The organism is Gemmiger formicilis (genome assembly GCF_018784445.1).
Taxonomy (GTDB): domain Bacteria; phylum Bacillota; class Clostridia; order Oscillospirales; family Ruminococcaceae; genus Gemmiger.
The window spans coordinates 11,304-27,627 of record NZ_WQOH01000100.1; the positions used below are offsets into that span (position 1 = coordinate 11,304).

At 53.0% G+C, this 16,324-nt stretch carries 8 protein-coding genes; 1 reads left to right on the forward strand and 7 read right to left on the reverse strand.

All coding sequences use genetic code 11. The features are described 5' to 3' along the window. Nucleotides 1–81: 81 nt before the first annotated feature. The 6 genes from GPK89_RS15435 to GPK89_RS15460 all read right to left on the reverse strand — a co-directional run bounded on the left by GPK89_RS15435 (nt 82) and on the right by GPK89_RS15460 (nt 14,462). Nucleotides 82–6,144 (reverse strand): MSCRAMM family protein, encoded by a 6,063-nt coding sequence (locus GPK89_RS15435; RefSeq protein WP_215694497.1) that lies wholly within the window; start codon nt 6,142–6,144, stop codon nt 82–84. A gap of 126 nt (nt 6,145–6,270) precedes the next feature. Continuing rightward, nucleotides 6,271–6,600 (reverse strand): BlaI/MecI/CopY family transcriptional regulator, encoded by a 330-nt coding sequence (locus GPK89_RS15440; RefSeq protein WP_215694499.1) that lies wholly within the window; start codon nt 6,598–6,600, stop codon nt 6,271–6,273. Between the two features lie 10 nt (nt 6,601–6,610). Further along, nucleotides 6,611–7,300 (reverse strand): CAP domain-containing protein, encoded by a 690-nt coding sequence (locus tag GPK89_RS15445; protein WP_215694501.1) that lies wholly within the window; start codon nt 7,298–7,300, stop codon nt 6,611–6,613. 38 nt (nt 7,301–7,338) lie between these two features. Continuing rightward, nucleotides 7,339–7,662: a hypothetical protein gene (locus GPK89_RS15450; RefSeq protein ID WP_215694503.1), complete on the reverse strand. Its 324-nt coding sequence runs from the start codon at nt 7,660–7,662 to the stop codon at nt 7,339–7,341. A 57-nt stretch (nt 7,663–7,719) separates the two neighbouring features. Further along, a complete protein-coding gene (locus GPK89_RS15455) occupies nt 7,720–14,073 on the reverse strand; it encodes a DEAD/DEAH box helicase family protein (protein WP_252261715.1) in 6,354 nt (2,117 codons plus the stop codon). A gap of 50 nt (nt 14,074–14,123) precedes the next feature. Then, nucleotides 14,124–14,462: a TnpV protein gene (locus GPK89_RS15460; protein ID WP_215694506.1), complete on the reverse strand. Its 339-nt coding sequence runs from the start codon at nt 14,460–14,462 to the stop codon at nt 14,124–14,126. A 55-nt stretch (nt 14,463–14,517) separates the two neighbouring features. Between GPK89_RS15460 and GPK89_RS15465 the strand changes: the two genes are divergently transcribed. Next, nucleotides 14,518–15,195, forward strand: coding sequence for a hypothetical protein (locus tag GPK89_RS15465; protein WP_215694507.1), 678 nt, complete (start codon nt 14,518–14,520; stop codon nt 15,193–15,195). Between the two features lie 64 nt (nt 15,196–15,259). Here GPK89_RS15465 and GPK89_RS15470 read toward each other — a convergent pair whose 3' ends face one another. Further along, nucleotides 15,260–16,324: a YodL domain-containing protein gene (locus GPK89_RS15470; protein WP_215694509.1), complete on the reverse strand. Its 1,065-nt coding sequence runs from the start codon at nt 16,322–16,324 to the stop codon at nt 15,260–15,262.

Sequence of the window (16,324 nt, forward strand, 5' to 3'; positions counted from 1 at the left end):
TTTCATCGTTTCCTTTACTTGTTTTTAAGAAAAAACGCAGGCGGACTGCGAATTCCGTCTGCGATGCAGGTATAAATCATATCACTGGTCGTCCTCCTCGGTATCAACTTCAGCCTTGCGGCGCTTATAGGTCAACACACCGATGGCAACAATGGAGCCGAACACAACAATGACCAACAAGGTCATCGGGAATGTGTCGCCGGTCTGGGGGATCGTCAGCTGCGGCGCGGGGGTGGAAGTCGGTGCGGGGGTCTGCACCGGTGTTGGGGCAGGTGTGGGAGCCGGAGTAGGTGCAGGGGTAGGTTCTGGCGTATCTTCATGGTGCGGGGTAGCCTTATCGACCATCGTGATAAGACGCTTATCGGCTCGTTCCCAGTCTGCCTTTTCATCTGTGCGCAGATACAAACAGACCGTCTCGTCTACCAGCTCGACTTTGAACTGAACAGAACTTGCCACCTCATAACCGGCAGGCGCGGCATCTTCCGTCAGGGTGTAGATATGCTCGGTTTTCCCGTCAGAAAGGTGGATACCATCTTCCGAAATCGGAACATGATGCGTATTGGAGTCGGTTACCCATGTGTCGATGACGTTTTTATCTTCATCACGGATGGTCAGCGTTGCGCCGGGCAGCAAGGTGCCGCCTGCGTCCACCTTGTCAATATCCAATACAGGTGCGTCCTGCATGACTACGGTGGTGTCGTCCAGCTTTTCCCAAGTGTCGCCGGTCTTTACATAGACTTCGTTTTCCTGCTCGTTTCCAACCTGTACCAGCTTAAACACAATGTTTTCGGCTTCTGCATAGGTTTCAGGAGCGCGCTTTTCAATGATGGTGTACTCCTTGTCCAGCTCCAGACCGCGAACGGTATGGGGTGTCTTGGCAGAGGTCCAGCTTTCTATCAGCTTGCCATCTGCCTCGTGGATCTCCAGCTTGGCACCGGGCAGCTCTTTGCCGTTGGTGACATCCTGTTTGGAGATGTTCACCGTAGTGCGCAAATTGGTGTTTGTGCCATCCACTACCTGCCATGCCACTTCTTGACCGGCATAGGTGAACTCGACCTCGATGGGGCTGTTATCAAGAAGATACCCAGCAGGGGCGGTGATTTCGACAATGCGGTATTTACCGCTATTGCCGGAGTCCGGATAGGTTTCGGCGCGAATGGGCACATCCACATCAAACCAAGTAAAACCGCTGTCGTTGGTTGGGTCACTGGTTGCCAGCTTTGCACCGGCGTCCACCAGCTTCGTGCCATCTGCTGCGAAAATATCGTCCACCGTGTACAGTTCATACACAGCACCGGGCAGATAGGTCAGTGTTTCGCGGTCCTGCTTATAGATGCCAACGCCGATTTTGCTGACCTTGTCATCGGGCTTTTCGGGAACCGGCAGCACACGCGCATTTTCAAAGACAAGGATTTGTGCGGTCTTATGGGCATCCAAAGCATCTTTAACATTGACAATGCCGTATGAAGACTCTTTGTCGCCATCCTGCTCGTGGCTGACGATAGTTTTCGCCAGCACAATATCATTGCGCTGGTTGTCCCAGCCGAATCCCACACTGTAGCTTTGCTGCGTCAGCACAAAGCCATAGGGTGCTTTGACCTCGGTGATGGTGTACTTGCCCAAGGGCAGGGTCACGGTCACTTCACCTTTGGTGCCGTCATGGGAGATGGTGAGGAAATCATAGGTGGCCTGTGTACGATTGGGGGCAAATTTCACCTCATCGACCTGACCTGCCGCACCTGTGGTAACAGTGGCAACAAGGTCACCATCCTTATACCAATAAGTGCCCTGGCGGTCGAGCGTGGCAATATCGCCGTCCGCGTGGATTTCGTAGGTTGCCCCTGCCAAATTATCCTGCGTGTAGATGAACTGCCCGTCTTTGTAATCGGTCAGGACATTGCCCAGCTTGCGGATGGTCAACTGTCCGAGGGTTTCATGGTTGAAATACTTTTCTTCTACAATGTACTCGTCCATGTCATTGGTGGCGTTGCCCACGACCTGCCAGACACGCTCGGAGGTGATTTCAAATTCTACAGAGTAGGCAGGATCATTGTAGTAGCCTTCGGGTCCCTGCAATTCCTCAATGAGATAGCGACCAAGCGGGAGTTTTTCCGGCGTTTTCATCAGGCCATCCGCATCGGTGTAGAACACATCGGTTTTCTTGGTGGCGTTGCCGCTGGCAGGATCAATCATCGAGATACGGGTCTTGTTGCCTTTATCATCCAACTTGTACAGTGCAAAAGCAGTGTTCGCAATCTTGACCGCCTTGCCGGTTTCGGTATCGGTCTTGACGAGCTGCAAGTAACCTTCCAGTTCTTCATCCAACACGTTATAGGCCATGTAGTTGTTGGTGGCGGTGGTGACGCTGCCGGCAGGAACCGTAAAACGGCTCTGCGGGCTGTCCTTGCTGACTGTTACGATAAAGGGATCACATTGGAAAACGTCCTTGGGGATCGTAGTCTCGACAACAAGGTACTGCCCATACGGAAGTCCCTCAAAGCGGATGACACCTTCCTCGTTCGTATATAGTTCTGTCAACCGGTACTCTGCATCCTGATCAGTGGGAACCCAGCCATTACCTTTGCCGTTGGCGTAGTCACCATCTGCGGTCAGGGTGGCATTGTAGGCTTCTACCATGGCGGTGTTGCTCTCATACATATTGGCAACAGCCTGCCCCTCGGCAGTGAAATCGTACTTGAGCGTCAAATTATCGTAGTTGTCTTTGCGGTAAACGTCCAAAATACTTTGTGCATTGTAGCTGCCATCCGGGTTTGTGGTGAACTGCGCTTCCTTGCTCAGCTTGGAAATGCGATAGACGGTAAAGCCCGCACCCTCCAGCTTCAGCGCCGGGGAGGGCTGACCGGTGGTAGAAACCAGCTTATTCAGCGAGAAGCCGGATTTGAGGACTTCATCTTGGCTTTCCTGCTCAGCGCTGATATGGTAGCTGGATTCATCTGCATAGGTCAGTGTTTTGTAGTTGTTGACCTCATCGCAGAGATAACCGGTAGCATAGGAGAGATAATAGCCATCCCATGCCTTGCTGCCGTCCAGCTTGCGGCTTTCGGCTACGGCAGAGTACTGATTCTTATAGAGGTAGTCAGTGTACTCGCCGTCCTTGGTGGCAAGGGTAGCATACTTTCCAGTGAGCTCCAGCTTTTTATTCAGCTGCGGGTATTTGCCGGTCGTATACAGTTTGCCGTTGCTGTCAATGGGCAGCACCAAACCTGTGGCACGCTCGACAAGGTAGTAGCGCCCCATATATAGGTTGGAAAAAGCAAGTTTCCCGTCCTTGATGGCAGCAGAGGCAACCAGTCTGTCTTTCTGCAAAATGGGCAGGTAATCGGTATCCCAGCCGCCGTTGGTAAGCACAGTGGTGTGCCAGATGGGGTTACCGTTGGCATCCAAAATTTTGGAATAATCCACTGTGCCGGTGACGCCATCCGGGTGTGTGATTGTATCCGCTGCATACAGGTCGTAGACGGCTCCCTCCAAGGTGGTATCACCGTTGCTGCCCGCAGCCAGATACCGCGCTGCATCCAAATCGACTTTGGTCAGCAAAATACTGCCGAGAACGCGGTCGTTCTGCATTTTGTCGCCATCAGCGTGCATGGTGTAGGATTTTTCATTGTTGGCAATGCCAGTAGGGTCTGTGTCGTAGGTTTTGTCGGTTGCGCGGTCGCCAAACGCAATCGTGACGATGGCCTCACCGGTGTCGATCAGAGTGCCGCCGTTGTTGGTGGTGGTAATATCGGCATTATAGTCTGCATTGCCGAGCCAAAGAGTTTGCCCATCCAGCGCCTTGGTGATTTCAAAGGCATAGGCCCGCTTGCCCAAAACGGAACCTGCCGCACCGGGGTTCGTTACATCCGTCCAGTCGCCATAGTAGCCACTGGGGGCACGGCTCTCCACAACCACAAAACGGCCCTCGTTGCGCTGAGTATAGTAGATGTTATCCGAACCGTTGGCATAGCTGCTATGGTTGATGACTTTGTAGGTGCCGTCCGGCTGGCGTTCCACCGCATACTGGTTATAGCCACCTGCGGGGATATAGCGCTGGAGCACGGTATCCCATTCATAAATCTTGAACGCTGCATCACCCTTGATACGCTGTTTGGTTTCGCTGTCAATTTTGTCGATGGCAACTTTGACGGACCACTCATCGTTTTTCATGAGGTAATCGTTGCTGCTGTTGGCAGGCACGGTAATGGTCTGGCTGCTGCCAAGGTCGCCGCCGAAAGCATCAAAGCCGTGGGGCACCGTCACCTCGTTGTAGGAGAATTTCAGGTTGTCAAAGTAGTTATGCGCAGCAGAAAGTGCAGCTTCAATTTCCCCGTTGACCTGACCTTCGCAGGCGCTCTGTGCAGCAGACTGTGCGGCGGATGCCTGTGCATCGGCGTCCTGCTCACTGTTGGCGGTAATGCTGCCGCTCTGGGAGGCCGACTTGCTGACGCTGAAATGCACCGTCCATGTTACAGAACCATCGCCGCCGTTCAGGTGGTAATTGTCATCTGCCGTATGTCCGCTGGTCGTGACGGACTGCATCCCATCCGGTGTAATTGTCCAGCTGCCGCCGTCAATGTCGGCAGGGATGCCATCAAGGATCGGTGCAATTTCAATGCCTGCGCCATCCACTTTTTCCAATGTGTCCAGTTGGATTTTGTCGGTATTGACCGTATAGGAAAAATCCAAGGACTCGCTGCGCTCATAGCTGGCGCTCCACGGCTTATCCACCGATTCGCCACCGGTTTCAAAGCCGGGAATCTCGCTGTCGCCGCTAAGCACAACCGGGGTATAGTTCAGAACCACAAAGCGCTGCCATGCAGCATTGCTGGGCGTATACAGCGTGCCCACATACACGGTCTTGCCGGTCGGTGCCGCATAGGCTTCCGGTGCATTGACGATCTCGGCAGCGATGCTGTCAGGATACTGTTCTGCCTGCCAAGACAGCAGTGCGAGGTAATTGTCTGTTGCGTTATCTGCTGCATCTAAGGCAAGACTCGCAACCGCAGGCGCACCGTTATTGAAGCCTTTCGACCACAAAGTGGCCTGATCCGGCACCCAGCCTTTGTTGAAGTATTCAGCTTCGACCCACACCTGACCAGCGGGGGTATAATTGGCTACCGGTGGATATTTGTTCTTATAGGTGGCACCGGGTCCCCATGCCCACTTGCCGCGATCACCGCAGAGGGCAGGCTGACCGCCCAAATAGTTCATCCAACCAACCGAGGTATTCACGCACTGGGTAACCTGCAATCCGGCGTAAGTTGCAATACCTTCATCCGCTGAACACATTGCAACCTGCATTTCCTGTGCAAAGCGATCCTGCAAAATACCCGGCACCGGTGCGGAATCGTCCAGCGTAACATGGACGGTTTTCGTCAGTGTCTGCGTTGCATCCGTGTAAGTCATGGTGACGCTGAAATCCTCACTGGCTTTCACATAGATACCCGCCACGCTTGCGGAAATTTCAGAGAATTCATAATGCAGCTGGCTCTGGCGTTCTTCCTCGGTTGCCGGGGTCAAATCGCCGCTGGTAAAGCTATATCCCAGTAGCTCGACGTTATCGGGCAGCGCAATGTCCGCGCTGCTGCCGTTGGCGGGGTACATAACCTGCATACTGATAGGCACGATGGCGTAGTCCTCGCCATCCATGTGCGGGAACGCAGCAGTCGTGCTGTCCGCATCCAGAAGTGCAGCATCAAGCGCCACCTGCTGGAAAGAATCATCACTGACGCTGCTGTAATCTTCATTGCCCCAGCCCTCAATGCTGATTTTGGTTTCACCAACCAGTACCGGCAGGCCATAGGAGTCCAGATAATATCCGGTCGGCTCCTGCGTCAAGCTTGGGTACATCTTATGCCAGATTTCGTACAGTTCGTCACTGCCGCCAGTGTCGCCCTCGGTTTCAGGTTCCTGTTGTGGAGCATCCTCATCCGGGGATTCATCGGCTGTTTCCGGGGTTGCGGTACTGTTGGCATCGCTTTCGGATTTTGCTTCCTGCGTTGCCGCCTGTTCCGGCGTTGCGACCACAACCGGTCTTGCGCTGTCCTCCGCCAGTGCCCCATAGGGGAGCATACCGCAGCACATCATCGCCGCCATGCAAAGGGCTGTAACGCGCTGCCTCATTTTGAATTTGTGATTCATTGCACACAAGTCCTTTCTTTGTCAAAATTCATCTATATAAAAACAGCGTCTGTTGGTACAGACGCTGGAAAGCCAATAAAAAGTCCCGGCATTGCTGCCGGGAAAAGCTATTATACGAATTGTCACTTAGTAGGAAAAGTAGCTGAGAAACTGCGGAAGTTCTGCTTCCGGCAGTGTTTCCATGATTCTCAGCGCCATGTACTCCGGGCGACTGATTGCAGGCAGGAACTGCCGCGCATAGACTTTGCCTACGCGGGCACTGCCGACATCACGGATCATCCCTTTTTCGCTTAGTTTCCTCATCAGAGGGTAAATCGTTCGCGGATGCCACGAACCTTTGTATTGCTCGGTGATCTGGCCTAGAACCTGCTGCCCTGTAATGGGTTGCCCGGCGTTCCAGATAATCTGCATAACTTTCATTTCGGACTCGTTCAGCCTTGTCTTTTTTCGTTCCATGTTTATGACCTCACTGAAAAGTTACTGCCCAATAGGTATACTGTCCTGCTTCCGTGCTGCAAAACCAGCATCCGATTCCCATGCTGGAATAGTTGGGCGACACGATGCTGGCGTAGTGGTCGGGGCTGCTTTGCCATGCAGCACAAACGCTGCTTGCGGATGCGAACGGACCGGCAGCAATGATTTCACCGCAGACGGCACCGGAATGGTCAAACGAGCCGCCAGATGCAAAGCTGTCACAACGGGAGTTTGCAATAGAACTTAAGCCACCATCTACGGTAAGCGCAGGCAAACCAACTGCAGCGCGCATTGCGTTGATGTTTTCCGCCACTGCCCAATACGCCGAATCTGAACTGTCAATGCTCCACCACTGGTCGCTCCCTGCTGCAAGGTCAAAGGGAACGGCACCATAGCTCATATTGACCTGCTGAGATGCTTCCGTCTGCTGCACAGGAGCAACAGTTGTCGCAGGAGCCTCAGTAGGAGCTGGGGTAGGTTTCGCAGTCGGGGCTGCGGTGGGGGTCGGTGTTGCGGTAGGCTCTGCCGTTGGTACCGGCGTCGGATCAGGCGTTGGCGCAGGAGTGGCAGTCGGCGTTGCTTCGCTGCTGGTTTCCGGCGTGACCTCCACCAGCACGCTGCTTTCGGGTGTTTCAAGGTTTGTCGGCTGCTGCGCGGCGCATCCGCATAGAGCAGCAACCATAAGGGTCAAAATCAGCATAGATTTTTTCATGGGATTCCTCACAATCTATAAAGGTAAGTGTACAGCGCGGACGCGGCGCAAATCAGGAGATTGCCCGCCCACATAACCAACTGCGGCAGCGCAATCGGGCTGATCAGGAATGCAACGGCGGCAGAAGCTGCTGCTTCCCCATAGCAGCCATCCAGCAGCGCCAGCATAGCAGCAACACCGCCGAGGAGAGACAACAACCCGCCAAAGGCTCCCACAACTCCGTACAGGAGATTGAGGAGAAAGCCCGCTGCAAAGAGCACCAGAACGACCGGCACCGCAAGGATCCTGAGAATCCAAAGTAAAGCGACATTTTTTCTAAGTTGAATCAGCATGATTTCCACCTCCACCCTCATCATACAGGAATGATTTTATTTTGCAAGGCTGTCGGTTTACCGTTCCAATTCATCATCCGATTGAATCAGTGCATCCTCCGGTTCTTCTTCCAATTCTTCCGCTTCGCCCTCAATGATGGGTGCATCATTACCCACATTCAGCAGGGCATCCAGCTCGGCAAGGCGGGCACTTTTATCGCTCAGTTCCTGCTCCTGCAAGAACGGCTGCTTCAGTTCTTCCTCTGCATTGGTAAGCTGTTTTGTAAGCTGTTCCAGACTGCCATGCAGTCGGTTCAGGTCCTGTGGCAGAGCAGAAACTACATTTTGGAAGCGAATCATGTTGCCGGCAGCATCATTACCCAGTTCTGTCGTGTGCGTTGCCTCGCCAACAAGGTGGGCATGGAATACCTTTTCCAGCGGTTTATATTCGACTGTGATTTCAAAGCCTGCATAGTGACCTACCGGCACAGGTTTCGTTGCCCGCACTGCTGCACCGACAAGCCCCAGCAGCGCCTTACCTGCATCCTCGCGCTTATCGTAGGTTTTCCCGTCCAACTCGATAGAAAAGACGAGCTTTTTATCGGCATCATAAGACTGGTGTTCTTTTGCTGTCTGAATATCCTGCTCAAATGCACGGATTCGATGCTCGGTTCCTTTGATTTGGCGCGGGAAAGCCACGGCTATCGCATCTTCCAATCGGTAATGCTGGCTGGTGTAGGCAGCTTTCAGGGTCCGCAGCCGCGCCACTTGAATGTCCAAGTCCATCTTTTCCTTGATCATGGGGTTACCCGCTGCCAAAGCCTTGACTTCGGCATAGGTGAGCGCAGCTTCGTCCAGATCCTCGCAGCTGCGGGCTGGGGATTTTGACGTCATAATTTGCGAAATAAACTTCTGTTTATTCTCGACAAGCTGCCAACTGTACGAATCAAAAGTTGACTCTGTAACGTAAATAAATATAGAAACTTCCTTGTTCAGGTTGCCTTGGCGGACCATGCGTCCGTTGCGCTGGGCAATATCAGCAGGTCGCCATGGGCAGTCCAGATGGTGCAACGCAATAAGCCGTGTCTGTACGTTGGTACCAGCGCCCATCTTCTGGGTGCTGCCCATCAGGACGCGCACAGTGCCATTTCTGACTTTTCCAAATAGTTCAGCTTTTTTTGTTTCGGTATCCGCATCATGGATGAACTGCACTTCCTCTTTGGGGATGCCCTTGGCAACCAGCTTATCGCGCACATCGTTGTATACGTCAAAGCCGTCCTCCTTGGGGGTGCTGAGGTCGCAGAAAATCATCTGAGTGGAGCGCTGCTCCTTGGTTTTTTCCCATATCTCATATACCTTATCCACACAGGCGTTGGCCTTGCTGCCGGGGTCATCCGGCAATAAAGGGTTCATGAGCCGCTGGTCCAGTGCAAGTTTTCTGCCGTCATTGGTGATGCGCAGCATATTATCTTCCGTGGGCTGCACTTTTCCGCTTCGGACCTTTTCAGCGCGGTCTGCCAAGCCTTTGACCATTCTTTTCTGGACTTCACTTGGCTGTAACACCACATTGGTGGGCTTGCCGCCCACCAGTTCCGGCACCGGCAGATGCAGCATATCGGCGGTCTGAATGTCCGCAGACATCTTAAAAAGGCTCATGAGTTCCGGCAGATTATAAAATCGCGCGAATCTGGTTTTTGTGCGGTATCCTGTACCAGTTGGGTTAAGCTCAATCGCTGTAATGCTTTCCCCAAAGGTCGATGCCCACGAATCGAAGTTGAGCAAGCCCTCTTTTTCCAACAAGCCCCTTTGCAGATAGCGCATCATGACGTACATTTCCGTCATGGAGTTAGATATGGGTGTACCGGTCGCAAACACGATACCATGCCCACCGGTCACCTCATCAAGATACATACACTTCATCAGCATATCACTGCTTTTCTGGCTTTCTGTCTGGGAAATGCCCGCAACATTGCGCATTTTGGTGGCAATCATGGCGTTTTTGAAATAATGTGCCTCATCCACCATCAGGCTGTCCACGCCCAGATCCTCAAAGGTGACGACGTCATCCTTGCGCTGCTGGTCGTTGAGCTTGTCCAGCTTTTTCTTGAGCTGCTTCCGTGTCCTCTCCATCTGTTTGATGGTGAAATTCTCAGCACGAGAGCTTTTCAAAAGTGCGATTTGGTCAATAACATCGTCGATCTGCCTTTGCAGGTACATCTGTTGGCGTTCCGCCGAAAGTGGGATCTTCTCGAACTGGCTGTGCCCGATCACGATGATGTCATAGTTGCCGGTCGCAATGCGGGCGCAGAATTTCTTGCGGTTTTCCTTTTTGAAATCGGTTTTCTTTGCTACCAGAATTTCCGCGTTCGGATAGAGCAGGAGCGCTTCGGATGCCATCTGTTCGGTCAAATGGTTGGGAACAACGATCAGCGTTTTATTGCAAAGCCCCAGTCGCTTTTTCTCCATGGCGCTGGCCACCATTTCATACGTCTTGCCGGCCCCCACTTCGTGCGCCAGCAGAACATTGTTGCCGTACAGCACATGAGCAATGGCGTTCAGCTGGTGCGGGCGAAGGGTGATTTCCGGGTTCATGCCAGGAAATTTCAGGTGACTGCCATCGTACTCGCGGGGACGCAGTGCATTGAACTTTTCATTGTAGATGGCGACCAATCGCTGGCGGCGTTCCGGCTCCTTGAAAATCCAGTCTTGGAACTGCTCACAAATCTGGCGCTGCTTTTCCTGTGCAGCCTGCGTTGCCTCCTTATTCAGCACCCAAGAAACGCTTCCGTCAGCCGCCGTAACTTTATCCCGAATTTGGGTAGAACGCAGGTTCAGGGCGTTCTCCGCAATCAGGTAGGCGTTGGCGCGGTTCGTACCGTAGGTCACCGTTGCTTTGATATTGCCGTCACCAAATTTCTTGTTGGTAATGGTCCAGCTGCCGGTATACGCAGCGAATTCCACTTTGACCATCCGCCGCGTGTAGTAGGGGGCATCCAGAAGTTCCTCCAAAAACTGCTGCACATACTCAGCGGGAATCCAAGTAGCGCCCAGACGGACGCTGATTTCACTGGCTTCCAAGTCCTTGGGCTGTACTTTTTCAAGTGCTGCCACATTGACTTGAAACTGAGGATCATTCGTCGCCACCGCTTTTGCTGCCTGCAATTTTTCACGGACGTTCCCGGACAGGTATTCATCTGCAGGGAGGTAGATAGGGTTGCCATCGGTATCGACCTTTACGGGGTCACGGAAGATAATGCCGGTCAGATCGTTGATGATGGCTTCTGTGGTTTTTCCGGTCAGCTTGGACATATAACCCAAGTCAACGTGTCCCTGCTCGGAGAGACTGAGCGCCAGCGATTCCTCGGCGGTATCTACATGATCGACTGCTTGTGCGGGGCGGATCGTCCGCTTGGTGAACATATCCGTCTTGCCTTTGAAGTTTCCCTCATCGTCCAGATCTTCCAAGGAGCAAAGCAGGAAGTAGCCGGAATCCTCACGGAACGCGGATGCTGTGCCACGGCTGTTGATAAGACCGTATTTCTTGCGGTAGGCATCGTATTGGTCGTTCAGACGGGCTTGCAGCTTTTCAATATACTCATCCGGAAAGTTTTCCAGCTGGGCGTCAATCAGCTCACGGCAGGTATCCCGCAGGGGCACCAGTGCGCGGATGCGGGCCAGCGTAGTATCTCCGCCCTTTACCACTCGCATCTTGGAGTTCTCGCGGTAGTAAATGACGTCATCCTTTACGGTATAGCTGAAATTGCGCACATTAGGGTCGGCATCAATGGTGCCACTTTCTTCTTCGGCATATTCCCGTTCGTCCACCAATGTGTACTCGGCGTGTAGGGTAGAAAGCGCTGCATCCAGCTGCTCCGCCAGCGGGCTTTGCTCATTCGGCATACAGGTGGAGCGCATTCCGTAGGGACCGCTGACCATCTGCATCTCACCGCAGATCATTTCCGGGTGGTCAATGAAATACTGGTTCAGCGGGATTCCGTTTTCTGTTTCTCCAACATGTATCCACGGTGCGTCCTGCTCCAAGACTCTGCCGCGTTTTTGCAGAAACAGAATGTCGGAGGTCACTTCCGTACCGGCATTGCTCTTGAACGTGGTATTGGGCAGGCGTACCGCGCCAATCAGGTCACACCGCGCGGCAAGATACTTTCGAACATCCTCGGATTTCTTATCCAGCGTACCGGAAGTGGTGATGAACGCCATAATGCCGCCAACACGCAGTTTATCTACCGTCTTGGCAAGGAAGTAATCGTGAATTTGAAAATGCAGCTTATCATACCGGCGGTCGCTGACCTGATATTGTCCAAACGGCACATTGCCGATGGCAAGGTCAAAGAAGTTATCCGGCAGGTCGGCTTTTTCATACCCTGTAATTTGAATTTTCGCTTTCTGGTAAAGCTGCTGCGCGATACGACCGGACAGGCTATCCAGCTCCACGCCGTACAGCTTGGCATTGTGGGTATCGAATTTGCTGTGCCGATGGCCGAAGAACGCGCCGACACCCATGCTGGGCTCCAGCACATTACCGCCCACGCAGCCGATATGCTCCAAGGCGCGGTACATAGCGTGAATGACCGTAGGCGGCGTGTAAAAGGCAGTCAGGGTAGATTCCCGTGCAGCGCCGTATTCGTCCTCGGTCAGTAGGGTTTTCAGCTGCTCATATTCGGTATGCCAGTTATCCTTGCCGGGGTCAAAGGCATCTGCCAGACCGCCCCAGCCAAGATAGCCAGCCAGAATGTCCTGTTCCTGCTCGGTTGCGGGGGCACCACCGGATGCCATGCGCTGCTCGATTTCTTTCAGCGTGCGGATGGCCTGCACATTGGCAGCGAACTTTGCTTTTGCGCCTTCCGGGATGGCAGGTTCATACGGTGCAAGGTAATTCGTGCGGTCATACTCGGCAGGTTCCTCATGCGCGGCAAGACGGTCCACATCCTGCATGACCTGCGATACAAAGGTGGATTCCTCCGGTTCGTCTGCGCTGATTTCGGGTTCCTGTTCCTCGATTTCGTTGATGTCCACTTCCATCAGGGAATCAAAATCGAGTATTGAGAGAAATTTTCTGTTCATTTCTTCCAAAGAAGAAAACTTCTCTTGTGCATACAGGGTATCGTCCACAAACTTGCTGATGGTGCAATGCTCCAGATCCGCATTGACCTGAATCGTATGCTGCTCGTCCTCGGTGGTGGTATAGCCCAGACCGATTTGGGTAAGATTGGAGAAGTCCGGCTCTGTGATTTCAAACTCATCCTTGAGGTAGTCCTCGATATAGGAGAGGGCCTGCTCACGCTGCTCCTGCACCAGAGATTCACGCTGCTGTTCGGATAGCACCATGCCGCCGTTGCGGGGATTGGCGTCCAACAGCTGTTGGAACTGTTCTCGGCTGACGGCGCGGCCTACCAGCGGGAAATCTTCATTGCGCAGGTGAACATCGAATCGTCCGATACTTTCTACGGTGAACCGCTGGTCATTTTCAAGGTAAACGGTGCTACCCACTTCGCAGACAGGTTTCTTGTCAGGGATGGGTGGCGGCAGGGGCTTCGACTCTGTCTGCCTGCTTATCCATGCAGGCATCTTCTCGCGCTCTGCATCCGTCAGGTAGCGGTCCATTCTGACAAGATATTCCAGCCGCTTGCCGACATCCTTCCACTTAAGCTTTTTCTCATACCGGAGGTCATCCTTGCAATCGTAAAGGATGCTGAATCCTTTACTGTCAAAGTTCACGAAGCCGCTTCCACCGTCAGCAAACGTCCAAGAGAAACCACCAATGCCGTACTCTTTTTTGAGGAAAGCTACGGTTTCCTTTTCCGTTTTCTTCTGCTGGAAATGGTTATAGATGCGGTATTTGCCGCCCTCAAAGACGCTGCCTCTTGTAATGATGACATTCATATCATCTTCCGTTATGTAACTGCCAGCGTCCGGCTGGGGTTCTTTGTAGTGGTAAGTGGGCAGGGTCGCTTTGATTTTCGCATCCTGTTCTTCCTCGGAATAGATGTCGTCCACTTCCAACGTGCCCACTTCATCGCCGCGAGAAGCATTTTCCGGCAGGTCAAAGGACAGCTGCTCGTCCTGACTGATAGCTTTTTTCGGGCCAATGGCTGCGATAAGTTCGTGGTTATCGACCAGTGCAGAGATAGCAGCAGTAACGCTATGCCACGACAGATGCGATTCCGCGCTGCGGGTCAGGTAGGACCCCTGCCAGACAAGCAGACCATTGCTTTCTTTATAGAATCCAACGCGGGTATCATCTTCCAGCAGAAGCTCCGTAAACACGACCTTGTAACTATCGCGGATATACCGCAGCCGGTCGATCAGCAGCGGTGTTTTACTGAAAAATGAAAGGATGTCCGTATTGGAAGCGCGCGAGGTCGTGTCTGCTTTCAGCAGGGACGGCAGCAGTCCTGCCGGAAATTCGGGCAAAGAAAAAGCGGAGGGCGATGGTTCGCTCTCCGCAGCTGCGGGTTCTTCCGTTATTCTTCGTACAGCATCGGAAGGATCATTTCCTCCGCCTGCTGCTTCAGGCTGTTGCACATCTGCGCCCAGCCCAGCGGGTTTGTCTTGCGGTCGGGCATCTGCGCTTTCTGCATCAGGTCGTGCAGCGTCTTGTCCACCATCTGCTGTGCGTCCAGCCCCATCTTGCGGCAGCTCGGCAGCAGCGTTCCCTCCAGCATCATCTGGTCGCACAGGTTCGGCTCGTTCTGCTCCAAGTAGTCCAGCCGCATTCTGCCGTACCGGTTCAGGTTGGTTTTCTTGGCTTTCGGCAAGCTCAGGTTCGGAATCTGGTATCCGATCACGTTCGTGTACATCATCTGTGACAGCCTCCTCTCGACTGGTCGTTTGTGTGGGTGATTGAGTATCTGTATTATGCACTGGTTCAGCCTGAATTGCAACACTGTCGCGGGCAAGCTGCATAACTTCGTGCCCAAGTTCATCCAGCAAAGGTTCTGCTGCTGCCTGCACATAGCCGCCCAAGCAGAGGGAGATTCGGCTGGTATCAAACTGGGTGACATTCTGGAAAGCCGGAAAATCTTCTTCCCGCACCGGGATACCCAAACGGATGCAGATCATGTACAGGGTGCTTTGTGCAGCGAGTTCCTGCAAGATGAACCGCTGATCTTCCGGGTGGCTCCAATTCAGTGTGCTGTCCTCAATGGAGCCTGCCATGACACGATTGGCGCGTTCCGACAGGGAAATGACTTGCTCGGTTGCCCGATCCATCAGGCTGCCCACGGAGTTGACCTGCATAAGAAGTGGCCGGATGGCATCTGTCACTTCCCATGGGGCAGCAGCTTTGTCGCCGGTAAGAACAGTATCTGTCATGGAGAACACTCGTTTGGCAGTGGGCACACCCTGATGGCGTTGCAGGATGATGATGCTTTTACTGCCGTACATGACCTTGCGGTGTGCCTGTTCATTCCAGTACTGCATGGTAGCGCAGGCGGTGGCATCGGGGCGCTGGGCGTGGATCAGCAGCTGGTTGAGGTAGGTGGTGTGGTAGTTATGCGCTGCCGTATACAAGAACCGCCGCCAGTTTTCCGGTGAGGCTGTGACCTGTGTAGCGGTCTGCTGTGCCAGTTGGAAAATATCTTGTGGATTTGGCATTGCTTCACCTTTCCGGTTCGTCCTGAACCTGTTCTTTTTGGCGCTGGGCTTCGACTTCATGCAGTTCCGGCAGTAGGTGGCTCACATCCTTGAAGCCAATACTGTCCACATAGTAGGCAGTCTCTTTTCCGTTTTTCGTTGTGACCACAATATCACTGGTTGAAAGAGAACACATATGATAGCGCAGCGGACGATTCGGGGCATTGAACTCCTGAAAGCATCTGTCCAAATCGTAATCCGCAGGAAGGTTTGCTATGTAGACGCTGCTGTAATCGGCTGCATGGATGCGGCTTTCGGAATAGGCATAATTCATAAAGCGATATTCGCAGCCGCCCTTTGTAATTTGATAGATTTGGAGCTTATCCAGATTGTCGCCCGGTTGGGGGTGCTCAGGAGTAACGTAACAACCGAATTTAAAATTTGCGTCTGCATACTGCTGGATATGGCAGCCATAGTGCCCGACATAGGCATGGGTTACGTCAATGTTCTTTACCTCTCTGAGCCATTTGGTTCCGTCCGCATTTGTCTCAATCACGCGCTGCCCGTCACGCACCTGAAATAGTTCCCGCCCATCTCGGTTAAAGAACCGCGTGAATTGCAACCCGCTGCATAGCTCATGTGCGTAAAGCCATTCTGTAATGTGCATATCCTTTTCCACCTGTACCCATGTATAACCATCCCGCTGGGTATAGGTATGCGGGCGGACCCTGTCCACGCCGATTACTTCTACAAGTTTCTTAGCCATTTTGGGGATTTGTGCATCATTACCGTCTGCGTAGGGGCCGCGATAATCATCGCACAGGTAATTGACACCATTTCGCACCTGTATGATTGCAACCGCTCCGTCCGGATTCTGACGATCAACACCTACCACCAATCGTGCATAAGGGAATCTTGCCCGTTCATTCCAAGTGCGCTCGTTGTTATAGGGCATTTCACGCAGTTGGTGATAACGTTTTTCCAAATCTGCGATATTATCAAAAAATTCCGTGGGTGTTTGCTTTTCAAATTTTTCCGGAAACGCACGGGTCATAGCATCCGGAATCAAGTAATACCGATACTCTGCCAT